Consider the following 15,206-nt stretch of genomic DNA (forward strand, 5'->3'; position numbering starts at 1 on the left):
GTGTTTGAAGCGCTTAAAAATTAAGTGCTATATACTGACATTAATCCCATTTCTTAATTTATTGGTTCCCGCGATGACAATGATATCTTTTAAGTGAATGCCATTGGTTAGAATCACTTCATTATCACCTACTTGATTGCCTAGGGTAACAGGCTGTTCATAGGCCTTATCATCAACTATTTTATAAACATAGGTTTTTGTCCCATCATAAACAACTGCTTGAGAGGGCACAATTACAAGGTTTTTCTGCTCTTTGGTAACAAGGTTGATATTCGCCAAATCCCCCGGGAGCAGCTCTTTATCTTTATTGCTAAAATTAGCCCGAACTAGAATGCTATTGCTATCAGGGTTTATTTGATTATTGATTGCACTGACATAACCAGTAAATATTTTATCAGGATAGGCATCGATGGCCAGCTCCACTTTTTGTTTTAGTTGAAGGGCGGCTTGATATTTACTTGGGATGGAAAAATCAACATAGACCGGATCAAATGTTTGTAGTGATAATAAATCATCGCCTGCGCTAACATACTGGCCAACTTTTGCTGAAATAATCCCGACATTACCACTAAATGGCGCATGGATAATGGCATCATTTAGCTCAGATTGAATCAATTTCTCTTCAGCTAAATCTTTCTGGTAGGTTGCTTGTGCGGTATCAAGCTCTGCTTTGGAAGTTGCAGCTTGTTTATATAAACTCTGATAACGGGTAAGATTAAGCTTATCTAATTGCGTTTGAGCTTGATAATAAGCAAGATTAGCTTTTAGTGCATCAGGGTTAATCTCAATCAGCGTTTGGCCTTTAGTAACATACTCTCCTGAGGTTACATTTATTTTTGTGATTGGGCCGGCAACATTTGATTTAATGGTTATCCCGTTAACTGATTCAATATGGCCAAGGGCGTTGATGGTGTTGTCATGGCTTTGCGTTTTAACTGTCATGGTCGCAACATGTGGCTTAGTTATTCTTATGCTCTTTTGTTCAGAGGCTTGGTGCCACATTAATAAAACAATTGCAATGAAAATGAGAATAATGATAATGCTGATAACAGCTTGGAGTCGTTTTTTCATGATATCTATCTCTCTAAACGTGCGGGTTTTCGCTTAAAAATGCAATATATGATGGGCAAAATAATCAGTGTAAATAGTGTGCCAAATAGCATGCCTGCAAAAATAACCATTCCTAGCTGATTTCTTGCATTACTGCCTGCTCCAGATGCAAGTATTAAAGGGATGCTGCCAAAAAGCATTGCTAAAGTGGTCATAAGAACAGGCTTTAAGCGAATGCTCCCAGCTTCGATAATGGAGGTTTCTATTGAGCTTTTGTGTTCTTTTTGATGTTGGCGCGCAAAATCAATCAGTAAAATACCATGTTTTGTAATAAGTCCAATCAGGGTGATGAGTCCAATTTCTGTATAAATGTTGAGTGAATAGTGACAGAAGTACAGTGCCAATAGTGCGCTTGTGATGGCTAGAGGTACGCTAAACATGATAATAAGTGGATCGATAAAGCTTTCATACTGAGCTGACAGGACAAGGAAAATCACTAATAAGGCAGCTAAAAACAGAAGTGTCATGCTGTCTTGCGTTTGCAAAAAAGAACGTGTTTGTCCACTTGTATCCTCACTCATTTGGTCAGTTTTATATTCATTGAAAAGGGATTGAAAATAACTTAGAGCCTGTTGTGTACTGTAATTGCCGGCAAGTTGTGCTGAAATAGTTACGGCGCGCTGCCCCTGAAAGTGTGGCCAGCTTGATGAGACAACCTCGTTTTGTAATTGAATAACGCTGGATAAGGGAATTTGTTTACCAGAGCTTGTTGGAACGGTTAAAACATCAATAATGCCTTGATTGTCGCGTGTCAAATCGCTTAGCTGAGGGATGACATAATAACCATATCCATTGAGTGTGAATTCGTTATTTTCAGGCTGACCAAATGCAACACTAAGCACTTTAGCAATATCATCCATTGACACACCAAGATAATTGGCTTTGGTTTTATTTACCTTGATGAGCACTTGGGGTTGGTCAATGTGTAGATCAATTTGGGTATTGATGATCTCAGGATTATTCGCAGCCTCGCTCACTATTTTATTGGCAACTTGGCTAAGATTACTATAGCTCCCCATGCTTTTTATGACATATTCAAAATTATATATCCCTTTGGAAATTGGCAATGCTGGTGGAGAGTTCAGCATAATGTTAAGCCCTTTATTTTGTGAAAGCTCAGGCATTAGCTTTTGTGTGATTTCGCTGGCACTTAAGTTACGATCACTCCAGCTTGTAAGGCTCAGTATAATCATGGATGCATACTCTCCCATTGGGAAACCATTGGTAATGGTGTTATTTTGAATTTCGGGCACTTTTTTAAAAATGGAGCTAAGTGGTAGCGTATAGCTTTGTGTGTAGTTTAATGAAGCTGAAGTTGGACCGATTGCCATACCGATTAAAACACCTTGATCTTCACTTGGTGCGAGTTCACTTTTTTCTGATAGGAGAAAAAAGCAGCTACCACCTAAGATTAGAATAAGTATTAAGAGCATCAAAATGATTTTCTTTTGATGAATAATACATCTTAGAAGCTTTTTATAAAGAAGGCTTAATTGCGTAAAGCACTTTTCAGTTTTGATAGCAAACCTTCCCTCATGTGTAGTAATCACCTTCGAGCACAACATGGGAGTAAAAAATAGAGCAACGACTCCAGAGATGAGAACTGCTGATGCTAAAGTAAAGGCGAATTGTTTAAAAAGCGCGCCTGTAATGCCGGTGTTTAAGCCTATTGGTGCAAAAACGGCTAAAAGCGTAATGGTGATGCCGATAACAGCAGAAGTGAGCTCCTTAATGCCACACATAGCAGCTTGCAGTGGTGATTTGCCCATTAACATATGGCGGTGAATATTTTCCATCACCACAATCGCATCATCAACGACAAGACCAATTGCTAATACAAAAGCCAGTAAAGTCATCAGGTTAATGCTAAAGCCGAGATTGTACATAACGAGCAATGTGCCACAAAGTGATAGGGGAATTGCGCTAAGTGGAATCAAAGACCAGCGCAGTGACCCTAAGAACAGTGCAATAATAAGCATGACCAATACAATTGTAATAATCAATGTGCTTACAATTTCCTCAAGTGCGGCATTAATATAAAGAGAGCTGTCTCTCATTACTTGAACGTGCAAATCAGCAGGTAGTTGAATGCTGTTGATTGCACGTTTAATTAACTTTGCCGATACAATCGGGTTCGCATCATTTTTATAGGTGATAGCGAGTCCTACAGCAGGCTGCCCATTGGTGAACATTGAGCTTGTCGTATCTTCTGCACCCAGTTTAACCTTGGCAATATCTTTGAGGCGTATAACCGTATTATCAACTTGTTTAATAACAAGGTTACTAAACTCATCTGCCGTATTGTTATCTGTTTTTGCTTCGATAGTAATAATTTGTGATTTGCGATCAATTTCACCGGGCGTTGCCTGCACGTTTTGCTTTGTTAAAGCATTATCAACGTCGATTGCACTAATGCCATATTTTTGCATTTTATAGGGGTTTAACCAAATGCGCATCGCATACTGTCGATCACCCATAATTTGTAGCTCCCCAACACCGTTAAGGTTGGATAATATCGGTTCAATATTGCGGGTGATATAGTCACTTACTGTGCTTGCTTGCATGCTGTTACTGCTATAACTGAGCACCATATCTGGCATGCTGCTGGCATCAGCCTCTCGTATAACAGGGTCATTTACGCCATTTGGCAGTTTTGAGCTGACGCTTGACAGTGCAGTTTGGATTTGAGTAACTGCTTTATTTTCATCTGCATTGATCGTGAGGTTAACAGATACTTGGCTCATACCACTTTTACTGTTTGAGCTGATATAATCAACACTATCAATGCCTTGTAAAGCAGTTTCAATTGGCGTTGTAACCATTGACTCTATTGTGCTCGCATTTGCGCCTGGATAGCTCGTGCTGATCATAATCGTATTTCCACTTAAATCAGGATACTCTCTAAGCTCTAGTTTCTGGTAAGCAAAAAAGCCACAGAAGGTAAGAAGAAGAAATACCGAAGTCGTGAAAACAGGGCGACGAATAAAAAAAGCTAGCATCGGATTAATAGCATTAGAATGTTAATAATCAATGTAAAATAAAGCAGTAGCTCCATAGAACCTCTCTCAGTTTTGGCACCATAGTGATAATAGTAAGAAGTGTATAGGGTAAACGTAACAACAGTGCTACAAGCAAAGGAAAAAATGTAACAAGGTTGTTACATTATTAAAAGGCGATAGGTTTTTAACGGCGATTAAAAAATCTGGTAAGCACTGAAATAGCGATAAACATAAGCATTAAAGCAAAAAGCGGATATAAGCCATATAACAGCCAAATGGTATTGCCTTTCATAGGAGTAATATATCCACTTAAGATGGCTTGAGTATTTTGTGGAAGGTGTTTTGTGATTTCACCTTTTGGGTTAATAATGGCAGTGACGCCATTATTGGTTGCTTGAATCACATATCGCCCTGTTTCAATAGCGCGCATTTGGGCAATCTCCAAATGCTGCCAAGGGGCCAGAGAGTCACCAAACCATGCATCATCACTAATAATACCAATAAGATCTGCATTTTGAAGCTGCGCTCTGAGCTCCGTAGGGTAGGCGCTTTCATAACAAATATAAAGTGCAACTGAAATCCCATTCATATCTAAAAGTGGCTGGATTTCTTGTCCTTTTGTAAAGCTCGACATCGGGATGCTAAAGTGCTGCATGAGTGGTTCAAGCCACTTTGCAAAAGGATAGTATTCGCCAAATGGTACGAGGTGATGTTTATAGTAGTGTCCACTGCCGTTTCCATAAACAAATGCAGAGTTGAAATATTGATCTTGTTTATTGAGAGCGACAGTGCCAACTAAAATGGCATTGTTATGAGCTTTTCCTAATTCATTAATTTGTTGCAAAAATGGCTCAATGTAAGGTTTGAATGTTGGAATCGCATTTTCAGGCCAAAAGATAAGATCAGCACTGTTCTTGTCTGTTGCTTGGTAATAATAATTAATGATTTTTTGCAGCATTTGAGGATCCCACTTTTCCTCTTGGACATAATTGCCTTGAATCAGATTAACAGACTTCTTGCTACCAGCAGGGACTGTCCAAGTGATATGGCTTAACAAAAAGGCAAGCAACAGAGTGATCAAAATGCCAAAGCTAAAAAAGCATGCTTTTTTTATTCTTTTATGCCAGAAGGTTGCAACCAGTTCATTAAATAATATGGCAATAAAGCACACGGCAAAACTAACAAGGTAGACACTACCTATACTAGCATAGGCGCTAAGAAAGTTGTGTGTTTGTGAGTAACCCAAAAGCACCCATGGAAAACCGGTGAATAAAAAAGTTCTGCCAAGCTCTAAAATAACCCAGATAACAGGGTAGAGCAAAACACGATGAGGGGAGAGTGTTACCGTGCAAATATGCGCTAACAGAGAAAAAATCAAAAAGAAAATAGAGAGGACAATGATAAAAAGAAGGCTTAAAAAAATAGCCAGTAGCAGCGATTGACTAAAAGCATAAATGCTCACATAGACCCAAGAGATGCTGGTGGCAAAAAAGCCAACACCATATAGATAGCCGATAAGAAGCTTCTTTTTCAACTTGGTACTATTCTCAAGGAGATAAAAAAATCCGCAAACGGAAATAAAAGCACAAATCGCTATGGCAATCGGTGAGAATGAAAGGGTGAGAATAGCGCCAAAAATAAGCGCCAGTAGCGATGAATAGGTGGTTTTGAGCTGCTTATTTTTCATGGCGAACGTGCAATGTGCGCACACGGCGTTTATCAGCCTCTGTTACCTTAAAGTTAAAGCCTGCAAAGTTAAGCTCTTCACCAACATTTGGCAGATGCTTTAGCTCGTTAATGATAAGGCCGCCTACTGTATCTGCTTCACTGTCATCAATGTGACATTCAAAAAAATCATTAAAATCTTCTATCTCAGTTAATGCATTAACCGCATAGACGCCTTTTTCAAGCTCAGTGATTTGCGTTTCTTCTTCATCAAACTCATCTTCAATGTCACCAACGATTTCCTCAAGAATGTCCTCAATAGTCACAAGACCTGAAATAATGCCATATTCATCCACAACGATTGCAAGATGGTTGTGGCTAGATTTAAATTCACGTAAAAGCGCATCAAGCTTTTTGCTTTCAGGCACAAAAATAGCAGGTCGAAGCATAGAGCGGATATGCTCAGTGCTAAAGCTTTTATTCTCAACAATAATTTTGAGTAAATCTTTGGTGTGCAAAATGCCACAGACCTCATCACTATTCTCGGCAAAGACAGGAAAGCGTGTATGGGATGCTTGTGTAACAATGGATAAAATATCTTGGGTTGACATGCCAACATGTATCGTCGCCATTTGACTTCTGGCAACCATAATGTCTCTTACCTGAGAGCTGGCAACTTTTAAGACGCCATTGATCATCTCACGTGACTCACTATCAATTGTTCCCTTTTTAACAGCAAGGTCAACCAGAGAGATAAACTCACTTGAAGACTCAGGCATAAGAATGCTGGCAGCAATTTTCTCTAACCAGCTTTGTGAGGGTTCAGGGGTGTCATTTTTGTTATTTTTATCGTTTTTATCATCCATAGATTATTCATTCTCAAGATAAGGGTTATCTATATGTAAGGCAGCTAATAATGCAATTTCTAATGATTCCATTTCCAAGGCCTCTTTTTCGCTTATATGGTCATATCCCAATAGATGCAGTATGCCATGAATTAGAATATGGCACCAGTGATGTTCGAGCATTTTGCGTTGGGTTTCAGCCTCAAGTGCTAACTGATCAGAGCAAATGACTAAATCACCCAAAAAATTTGCCATCTGAGCCTCTTTTGGCAAGCCAGGAGGTGCTTCAAATGGAAAGGAGAGGATGTTGGTGACTTTATTTTTATTGCGATATTGATGATTAAGCGCAGTCATTTCTTCTTGAGAGACGATGCTGATGCTGATTTCAGCCTTGAGAATATCTTGAGCATTAAGCACCGATGTGAGCCATGTGTGTATATCGCTTTCATTCGGTGCATAGAGGTTATGTTCATTATAAAAGTCAATATGGAGCATATTAGCCCTTAATTGTGAAGATTATAAATATTCAGGTGAATGGGTTTGCTCATAATGATCATAAGCAGAAACGACACGTTGCACAATGGGATGTCTGACAACATCAAAAGTTTCAAAGAAGGTCATGCTGATGCCTTTTATGCTTGCTAAAACCTCAATGGCGTGACGAAGTCCCGGTGTAACCCCTTTTGGTAAGTCAACTTGTGTAATATCACCTGTTACAATAGCGGTGGAGTTAAAGCCAATGCGCGTTAAGAACATTTTCATTTGTTCTTTTGTTGTGTTTTGGCTTTCATCTAAAATAATAAATGAGTCATTGATCGTACGCCCACGCATATAGGCCAGTGGCGCAATTTCAATCACTTGTTTTTCAATCAATTTTGTAACTCGCTCGACACCCATTAAATCATACAGTGCATCATACATTGGCCTTAAATAAGGGTCGACTTTTTGTGCAAGATCTCCGGGTAAAAACCCTAGCTTTTCACCAGCCTCTACAGCAGGTCGAACAAGGACAAGGCGTTTTACCAGCCCCTTTTCAAAGGCCGCAACAGCGCAAGCCATCGCAAGGTAGGTTTTACCTGTTCCAGCAGGGCCAATACCAAAATTGATATCATTATCTTGTATTCGCTTTAGATATCTCTCTTGGTTAATGGTGCGCGGAGTAATTGCGCGCTCTTTAATCATCACCTGAAATTCAGGAATAAACTTCTCTTTGTCTTGGCGTTTTTGTTGCCCAGCTATACTATTAAGCGCCATATTAAGCTCTTTATTGTTGAGCTCAAATGCGGTGTTTTCAGAGAGCTTTTTATAAGTATCTTCGATAAATTTCTGTGCTTCGGTGATTGACGTTTTTGGGCCAACGACACGAAAATTATTTCCGCGCTGAATGATTTCAACGGCAAGGTATTTCTCAATGAGACTTAAATTTTCATTTAAATTGCCACAAAGTTTAGATAATAGTTGGCTGTTGTCAGGCTCTAGAGTGAACTGTAGTGATTTCATAAAGTTAAATCATATCTCCGCGTAAGGAATGTGGGTATGCTTCGGTAATTCTAACATCAATTAATTCGCCAATTAAACTAGAATCACCGATAAAATTCACAATACGATTGTTTTCAGTGCGACCGGCTAAGATATCTGGGTCTTTTTTAGAAGGTCCTTCGACTAAAATGCGTTGGTTTGTGCCAACCATTTGTCTTGAGATAACCATGGCGTTATGATTAAGCTGATCTTGAAGGCGCTTTAACCTTTCTTTTTTCACTTCTATAGGGGTGTCATCCGGTAAGTTAGCAGCAGGCGTTCCTGGGCGCTTTGAGTAAATGAAGCTAAAGGATTGATCAAAGTTCACCTCTTTTACAAGCGTCATAAGCTTTTCAAAATCATCCTCAGTTTCGCCAGGGAATCCAACAATAAAATCCGATGAGATGGTGATATCAGGGCGAATCTTTCTAAGCTTTCTGATTTTTTGTTTGAACTCTAAGATAGTATGATTACGCTTCATAGCAGTTAAAATTCGATCAGATCCGTGCTGCACAGGCAAATGCAAGTGATTTGCAAGTTTGTCAACTTCGCCATAAGCTTCAATTAAGTTCTCAGAAAACTCAACAGGGTGTGAAGTGGTAAATCGAATGCGCTCAACACCATCGATTTCAGCGATAAAATGAATCAATAGAGCTAAATCAGCAATGTCGCCAGAGGACATTTTTCCAAGATAATGGTTAACATTTTGCCCTAGAAGTGTGATTTCTTTAACGCCTTGCTCTGCCAAATGGGCGCATTCAGCCAATACATCTTCAAAAGGACGACTGACTTCAGGGCCTCTTGTATAAGGAACAACGCAATATGAGCAATATTTATCACAACCTTCCATAATAGAAACAAATGCCTTCACGCCGTCAGCTTTAGGTTCTGGCAAGTGATCAAATTTTTCAATTTCAGGAAATGAAATATCAACCTGAGAGGTTTGGGAGTCCTTTTTCTTGTTGATTAAATCTGGCAGGCGATGAATTGTCTGCGGGCCAAATACAATATCAACAAAAGGCGCACGTTTTATAATGTTTTCGCCTTCTTGCGATGCCACACATCCACCAACACCAATAACAAGCTCTGGGTTTTTATTCTTAAGCGTTTTCCAGCGGCCTAACTCATGAAACACTTTCTCTTGTGCCTTTTCACGAATTGAGCAGGTGTTGATTAAAATAATATCTGCCTCTTTAAAGTCTTCCGTCTTTGTGGTATTAAAATTGGCTTCTAACACCTCATTCATTCTTGAGGAGTCATATTCATTCATTTGGCAGCCAAGTGTTTTGATATATACTTTTTTATTCGGCTTTTGAGTATTGTTAATTGGAGCTTGAAGCTCGCTTACTACTTCAGTCATACTTTATCTCTAATCGGTTTATATTATCTTGTCAATGCGTTCACGTTTTAATCAAAAAATCTGCAATAGGGTACCTTTTTTTTATCAAAAATGCCAGTGACATTTTCTGTTGAAGATAATGGGTTTAGCTTGAGATAAATCAATACAGCGACTTCAGCTTGAACTGCTGATCTAAGCAAGATAGTATGTTGCTAATACAAACTAATTATACTCAATATGACAACAGTGTTAGTGGTTGATGATGAGCCACCAATAAGACAAATGTTAAAATTGGCGCTTACAAGAGGTGGGTTTGAGGTTGTTGAGGCTGAAACAGCACTAAAAGCGCTGGATGAAATTAACCGCAATAAAGCAATTGATCTTGTGCTATTAGATTGGATGCTGCCGGATATGAGCGGCACCTCTTTATTAACTCAGTTGCGACAAAGCAGTGCATATAAACTTTTACCTGTCATTATGGTGACAGCTAAAGCAGAAGAAAATAACGTGCTTCGAGGCTTTAGCATGGGCGCAGATGATTATATTACGAAGCCATTTTCTCCAAAAGAGCTTATTGCACGTGTTCAAGCGGTGTTAAAGAGAAGTCATAAACCAAAACCAAAACTGCTGAGCTTTAAAACATTAAGCTTCGATTTAGAGGGAAAACGTTTGATGCATGAAGGCAAGCAAGTCAAATGTGGACGGCTGGAGTTTAACCTGCTGGTGTATTTTGTGCAAAACGTAAATAGAACGCTCTCTAGAGAGCACCTTTTGGACAAGGTTTGGCCTGCTCAAAAGGATGTTACTGAGAGAACAGTGGATGTTCATGTTAGGCGAATCAGGCAAATTCTTGAAGCTTTTGAGTATCAAGATTATATTCGTTCAGTGCGTGGTGAAGGGTATCAAATGCTTGAGGAGTTGTAATGTCATTAGAAAAACAAAAAGTGGATATGGGGCTTTTTTGGGCAAAAACTTTTGCTAAAGGGATTGGCGATTCTGTAATGATTATTGATGAAGAAGGGGTGCTCTTATGGTTCAATAGTGCAGCAAAAAACTTCTTTTGTTTATCTAAAAGCGACCAAGGTGTTTGCATCTCAATTATACTGGAATCTCCTGCAATTAATGAATATTTGGCGCAGGGAAAAGTCAGCACGCTTGAGCTCCCCTTACCTAAAAAACCAGACCAAGTGCTTTCTATGGTACTTATTCCTTATGGAAAACATTTTTTGCTCATTGCGCAAGATGCGCCATATCGTCATCATGTCGATAGGATGCGCCAAGACTTTGTGGCTAATGTATCTCATGAGATGCGAACGCCTTTGACGGTGATTCAGGGCTATTTGGAGATGATGGAGCTTGAGATGGTGGAAAGCCTCCCGCACTGGCAGCCATACATTGAACAAATGCAGCAGCAAATGACCCGCTTAGAGGTTCTTTTAGAGGAGCTTTTGTTGTTGTCCAGTTTGCAAAGTCATGAAGTTGATGAGAATACACTGGAGGTGGTAGATGTACCAAGAGTGCTTGAAAATTTAATTGCAGATGTGAAACGTTTAAGTGGTGGCAAGCATCATTTTTGTACCAATATCCAAACAGATTTATCTATTTTAGGAAATGAAAAAGAACTCAATAGCTGTTTTGGGAATATTCTCACCAATGCTGTACGTTATTCACCAGATGGGGGGGATATTCGAGTGGGCTGGTATCAAGACAAAACAGGTAAACATTTTTATGTGCAAGATCAGGGAATTGGTGTTAGTCAAAAGCATATTCCGCGGTTAACTGAGCGATTTTATCGTGTCGATAAAGGACGATCTAGAGATACAGGTGGAACGGGACTTGGGTTATCTATTGTCAAACATGTGCTGATACGTCATAAGGCAGTATTGTATATTCAAAGTGAAGAGGGCGAGGGAAGTCTTTTTCGCTGTGACTTTCCCCCTGAGTAGTCATGTTGAAAGTAGAATGACTGGTCGTTAAATAGCTTGTGTGCGCTCAAATAGCCAAGTTTTAATCTCAGGTGAGCTGATCATGCTGGAGAGCTCCTCTCTAACACGCACATGATAGGCATTGATATAGCGAATTTCTTCATTTGTCAGAAGAGTGATATCAATCAACTTTTTCTCATATGGCACTAATGTAAGATCTTCAAATTGATAAAATTGACCAAATCCATTTTGTTTTTGTAATTGCTTAACAAAGCATAAATTTTCAATGCGAATGCCGTAGTTGCCATCGAAGTATACACCAGGTTCATTGCTGAGAATCATTCCCGGCATCAATGCTTGTGCACTCGGTGCAGGAGAGATGCGCTGAGGACCTTCATGTACACATAAAAAACTGCCAACGCCATGTCCTGTACCATGGCGGTAATCTAATGCATGCTGCCAAAGTGCCATGCGTGCAAGTGCATCAAGTTGCTCTCCTCGTGTTCCTTCCGGAAAGGTACTATTTTGTATCGCAAGGTGGCCTTTAAGCACAAGCGTATAGTGGCGTCTTTCTTCTTCTGTCGGCACACCTAGATGAAAGGTGCGTGTAATATCTGTTGTGCCTTCAAGATATTGTCCGCCAGAATCAACAAGGTATAAGGCATTATCAGATAATGGTTTTGAAGTCTCAGGGGTAGATCTGTAATGAATAATAGCACCATTACTTGCAAAGCCACTAATGGTGTCAAAGCTTGGTCCTTTGTAGTGCTTTTGCTGTTGGCGGAAAGACTCTAGTTTTTCCTGTGCGCTAATCTCACTTTGTCCTTCAAAGTTATTCTCCAACCAGTGCATAAAAGAAATAACAGCAACAGCATCTTTTTTATGTGCTCTTTTGGCGCCATCGAGCTCAGTGATGTTCTTGCAAGCCTTGGCAAGCACGATAGGTGAGCGTTCATAGAAAATATCTGCATTATCTGGCAAGGATAGAAAGACAAGGTAATTTGCCGTACTTTTATCAAGCCACACGGTGCTATGGCATGTGCTTAGTGCTTGGAAAAGTGCACTATAAGGTTCGATGTTGATTTGATTGGTTGTCAGATAACTCTCAGTTTCAGGGGTAAGCTTTTTAGTATCAACAAAAAACGTGCAGCTGGTATCGGTTAAAATAAGATAGCTAATAACAAGTGGATTAAATGGAATATCATTCCCGCGAATGTTTAAAAGCCAAGCGATTTCATCAAGCACGGTCACAATTAAGCTTTGCGTGCCTCTTGCTTTCATTTGACTTCGAATAAAAGCAAGCTTTTCTGTCACTGATTGGCCTGAGTATTTCTCAAACTGTATAAAAAAAGGTGATATGCTCTCAGTAGTATTATGTTTGAGCTGCTCTTTGGTCTGATCAATAAGGTTTTGTTGATCAAACACGCAGTTTCCGCCAATGCTTTTCATTGTTTGGATGAGTGAATTAGCACGTGATATTGAAATGGTGGATGGGTCAACGCCAAGCGTTTTATTTGCAGCATGTTTTATAAGCCATGGCTCAAGTTCGCTCGCAAATCCTTGCTGTTTTTGTAAGTTGAAATAATTACTATCTAGTTGATTATCAGCTTGTAAAAAATAGCGTCCATCTGTCCAAAGGTGTGCTTCATCGGTGCCAATGAGCGCCTCTCCAGCACTGCCATCAAATCCGGAGATATATGCGCGCCTTTGCCATTTTTCAGGGGTATACTCATTATTATGTGCATCGGCAGAAGGCACTAAGTAATAGTCATATTGATGGGATTGTAGTAGTTGTCGAATGGTTGAAAGTTTATCGGTCATTGCACTCATGTTATGCCTTTGATGTTGATAGCAAATGATAAGCTAGCATACCTAAATCATGCTGCCTGCTGCAAGCAAGTCGTGAGAAAATTATATAAATATCCACTGCTACTTGCTTTGTCGGTTGTTTTTTAATCAAGCATATCTCAAGGTGAAATTTACGAATATTTTTGTTAGTGTGAGCGAGAAATAACAACCGAGAGAGAATGTATTATGTTATGGATAAAATCGATCAAATTTTCATTTATAGGCGTAGCAGCGGGCTTATTAGGTAGTAATTATTTATATGCAGATTGCCCTAATGTGAAGGCGTATTGTTATCAATATATTGTTGATAGCACATCTCCTATTCCTGCTACAGACAAAGTATTAAGCTTTGGCTCGAAATGGTCATGGAGTGATTTTCAATGCCATGCAATGAATACAAAAGAGCAGTTTATCTCTGCTTGTGAACAGCATTACACTAATATTTTATCCGTTGTTTATCCAGCTCAAGATGGGTTTATTACAGCGCCAACCATGCAAATAGAAAAAACACGAAAGGCGAATGTGGATTATAGTCACTGGATGGAAGATTTAACAAAAGCCTATCCTAAATTTACTTCACTAGCTATTAAATCGCTGATTCTCCCTGGGTCTCATGATTCAGCAACTGATAAGATCACACAAAACTCAGCGATTGCGCCAGATGCGCCTGATTTGCCAGAAGTAGTTGCCGTATTAGAAAAATTAGGTATGGGTAATTTGATTAATAGCATATACGCTGGTTGGTCAAAAGCAGAGCCTTTAAGCATCTCCGAGCAGTTAGCATCAGGCATTCGCTATTTGGATTTAAGACTCTGTGATAAATCAGGTGATATCTATAGCTGTCATGGGCGCTATAGTGACGCTTTTAAAGTTATTTTGGAGCAAATAAAAGCCTTTAGTGATGCACACCCAAATGAGCTTCTTATTTTGGATATCAATCATTTATACAATGTGAATCTAGAGGCTGCGTATCAGTTAATCTATGGCTATTTGGGGGATAAACTTGCCAGTTATAATACTCAAGGTGAGTATAATGTGGATACGCCTTTAGAGAAATTTATTAATCATAAAAAGCCAATTATTGTGCTTTTTGCAGATGGTGCTTTTACAAAGGCGCATCCACTTTTATGGCCACAAAGTGCCATTTCATCACCGTGGCCAAATAAGCAAACAATAGCCGATCAGTTATCAGCAATGAGCAATAATCTCAATAATAGAGATGACACAAAACTTTTTGTGTTGCAGATGCAATTAACACCAAATCAAGATACGATTATAAGTGGCATACTAAAGGAGCCTAAAACACTGCATAATTTAAGCTTAAGTTATAAAGAAAGTGTATATGATTGGCTTGATGATCATCAAAAGGATGTTTTACACAATGGAAATATCCTGATGGAGGACTGGAGTTATGGTAAAGCATTAACGGCTTTAGCAATAAGGTTAAACACATTAAAAGTGCAAAAAGGTATCAGTTAAATTTTAGATAAAGATAAAGCGCAATGAGGAACAGATGGGAAGGACAGATTTATTATTTTCATATGGAACACTACAGGATGAAAAGGTGCAAATTTCAACAATTTGATGGTAGTGTTTTACTTTGTCTTAACTCTGTGTAGAATACTCAATCAAAAATGGCAAAAATTGACGTTACTTGCAGGCTATGTAAATCCAACAATACAGTAAAGGCTGGTAGGCATAGGATAAAGTCAAACCCTGAGGGAGTTCAGAAGTATAAATGCCAAGATTGTGGCAAATACTTTCAGCTTGAATATAAAGCAAAAGGCAGGCTTCCTGAGACAAAAGAAAAGATTATTGATATGTGCAACAATGGTAGTGGTATTCGTGATACGGCACGTGTGCTCAAAGTCAGCACTAAGACAGTGATTAATACAATAAAAAAAAGCCTGTAACTTACTGAAATGTAATTGGGGTTTGCTTTTAAACCTAGGCTCAG

The 15,206-nt window shown here is 39.2% G+C and carries 12 protein-coding genes; 4 read left to right on the top strand and 8 right to left on the bottom strand.

Annotated features, from left to right (window positions below; genetic code table 11):
* Positions 1 to 27: 27 nt before the first annotated feature.
* From A37Q_RS0106070 to miaB, 7 genes are all read right to left on the bottom strand, one after another.
* Positions 28 to 1,071 carry an efflux RND transporter periplasmic adaptor subunit gene (locus A37Q_RS0106070; protein ID WP_018299393.1) on the bottom strand — a complete coding sequence of 348 codons (1,044 nt, stop codon included), beginning with the start codon at positions 1,069 to 1,071 and terminating at the stop codon, positions 28 to 30.
* Between the two features lie 5 nt (positions 1,072 to 1,076).
* Positions 1,077 to 4,109: an efflux RND transporter permease subunit gene (locus A37Q_RS0106075; RefSeq protein WP_018299394.1), complete on the bottom strand. Its 3,033-nt coding sequence runs from the start codon at positions 4,107 to 4,109 to the stop codon at positions 1,077 to 1,079.
* Positions 4,110 to 4,293: 184 nt separating this feature from the next.
* Positions 4,294 to 5,796 (bottom strand): apolipoprotein N-acyltransferase, encoded by a 1,503-nt coding sequence (gene lnt / locus A37Q_RS0106080; protein ID WP_018299395.1) that lies wholly within the window; start codon positions 5,794 to 5,796, stop codon positions 4,294 to 4,296.
* Positions 5,786 to 6,640: an HlyC/CorC family transporter gene (locus tag A37Q_RS0106085; RefSeq protein WP_018299396.1), complete on the bottom strand. Its 855-nt coding sequence runs from the start codon at positions 6,638 to 6,640 to the stop codon at positions 5,786 to 5,788. Before A37Q_RS0106085 ends, lnt begins: the two co-directional genes overlap by 11 nt.
* A gap of 3 nt (positions 6,641 to 6,643) precedes the next feature.
* Complete coding sequence (ybeY, locus tag A37Q_RS0106090) at positions 6,644 to 7,114, bottom strand: rRNA maturation RNase YbeY (RefSeq protein WP_018299397.1); 471 nt, start codon at positions 7,112 to 7,114, stop codon at positions 6,644 to 6,646.
* 21 nt (positions 7,115 to 7,135) lie between these two features.
* The gene (locus A37Q_RS0106095) at positions 7,136 to 8,119 is read right to left on the bottom strand and encodes a PhoH family protein (RefSeq protein ID WP_018299398.1); all 984 of its coding nucleotides are present in this window, start codon (positions 8,117 to 8,119) and stop codon (positions 7,136 to 7,138) included.
* 4 nt (positions 8,120 to 8,123) lie between these two features.
* Positions 8,124 to 9,497: a tRNA (N6-isopentenyl adenosine(37)-C2)-methylthiotransferase MiaB gene (gene miaB / locus A37Q_RS0106100; RefSeq protein ID WP_018299399.1), complete on the bottom strand. Its 1,374-nt coding sequence runs from the start codon at positions 9,495 to 9,497 to the stop codon at positions 8,124 to 8,126.
* 216 nt (positions 9,498 to 9,713) lie between these two features.
* Here miaB and A37Q_RS0106105 point away from each other — a divergent pair, with 216 nt between their 5' ends.
* Positions 9,714 to 10,400: a response regulator gene (locus A37Q_RS0106105; protein WP_018299400.1), complete on the top strand. Its 687-nt coding sequence runs from the start codon at positions 9,714 to 9,716 to the stop codon at positions 10,398 to 10,400.
* Positions 10,400 to 11,422, top strand: a complete 1,023-nt coding sequence (gene phoR / locus A37Q_RS14770) for a phosphate regulon sensor histidine kinase PhoR (protein ID WP_018299401.1) — start codon at positions 10,400 to 10,402, stop codon at positions 11,420 to 11,422. The genes A37Q_RS0106105 and phoR overlap by 1 nt, the downstream gene beginning before the upstream one ends.
* Positions 11,423 to 11,449: 27 nt before the next feature.
* Here phoR and A37Q_RS0106115 read toward each other — a convergent pair whose 3' ends face one another.
* Positions 11,450 to 13,231: an aminopeptidase P family protein gene (locus tag A37Q_RS0106115; protein WP_240402936.1), complete on the bottom strand. Its 1,782-nt coding sequence runs from the start codon at positions 13,229 to 13,231 to the stop codon at positions 11,450 to 11,452.
* A gap of 204 nt (positions 13,232 to 13,435) precedes the next feature.
* Here A37Q_RS0106115 and A37Q_RS0106120 point away from each other — a divergent pair, with 204 nt between their 5' ends.
* Both A37Q_RS0106120 and A37Q_RS0106125 read left to right on the top strand, forming a co-directional pair.
* Positions 13,436 to 14,728 (top strand): phosphatidylinositol-specific phospholipase C domain-containing protein, encoded by a 1,293-nt coding sequence (locus tag A37Q_RS0106120; RefSeq protein ID WP_018299403.1) that lies wholly within the window; start codon positions 13,436 to 13,438, stop codon positions 14,726 to 14,728.
* Positions 14,729 to 14,883: 155 nt separating this feature from the next.
* Positions 14,884 to 15,162 carry a transposase gene (locus A37Q_RS0106125; RefSeq protein ID WP_018298742.1) on the top strand — a complete coding sequence of 93 codons (279 nt, stop codon included), beginning with the start codon at positions 14,884 to 14,886 and terminating at the stop codon, positions 15,160 to 15,162.
* Positions 15,163 to 15,206: the final 44 nt, after the last annotated feature.

Origin of the sequence: Fangia hongkongensis FSC776 = DSM 21703 (assembly GCF_000379445.1) — a bacterium.
Lineage (GTDB): Bacteria > Pseudomonadota > Gammaproteobacteria > Francisellales > Francisellaceae > Fangia > Fangia hongkongensis.

What these genes read in the sequence shown, in the direction of transcription:
- A37Q_RS0106070 (WP_018299393.1), bottom strand. Translation starts at nt 1,071, where the DNA reads ATGAAAAAACGACTCCAAGCTGTTATCAGCATTATCATTATTCTCATT.
- A37Q_RS0106075 (WP_018299394.1), bottom strand. Translation starts at nt 4,109, where the DNA reads ATGCTAGCTTTTTTTATTCGTCGCCCTGTTTTCACGACTTCGGTATTT.
- lnt (WP_018299395.1), bottom strand. Translation starts at nt 5,796, where the DNA reads ATGAAAAATAAGCAGCTCAAAACCACCTATTCATCGCTACTGGCGCTT.
- A37Q_RS0106085 (WP_018299396.1), bottom strand. Translation starts at nt 6,640, where the DNA reads ATGGATGATAAAAACGATAAAAATAACAAAAATGACACCCCTGAACCC.
- ybeY (WP_018299397.1), bottom strand. Translation starts at nt 7,114, where the DNA reads ATGCTCCATATTGACTTTTATAATGAACATAACCTCTATGCACCGAAT.
- A37Q_RS0106095 (WP_018299398.1), bottom strand. Translation starts at nt 8,119, where the DNA reads ATGAAATCACTACAGTTCACTCTAGAGCCTGACAACAGCCAACTATTA.
- miaB (WP_018299399.1), bottom strand. Translation starts at nt 9,497, where the DNA reads ATGACTGAAGTAGTAAGCGAGCTTCAAGCTCCAATTAACAATACTCAA.
- A37Q_RS0106105 (WP_018299400.1), top strand. Translation starts at nt 9,714, where the DNA reads ATGACAACAGTGTTAGTGGTTGATGATGAGCCACCAATAAGACAAATG.
- phoR (WP_018299401.1), top strand. Translation starts at nt 10,400, where the DNA reads ATGTCATTAGAAAAACAAAAAGTGGATATGGGGCTTTTTTGGGCAAAA.
- A37Q_RS0106115 (WP_240402936.1), bottom strand. Translation starts at nt 13,231, where the DNA reads ATGAGTGCAATGACCGATAAACTTTCAACCATTCGACAACTACTACAA.
- A37Q_RS0106120 (WP_018299403.1), top strand. Translation starts at nt 13,436, where the DNA reads ATGTTATGGATAAAATCGATCAAATTTTCATTTATAGGCGTAGCAGCG.
- A37Q_RS0106125 (WP_018298742.1), top strand. Translation starts at nt 14,884, where the DNA reads ATGGCAAAAATTGACGTTACTTGCAGGCTATGTAAATCCAACAATACA.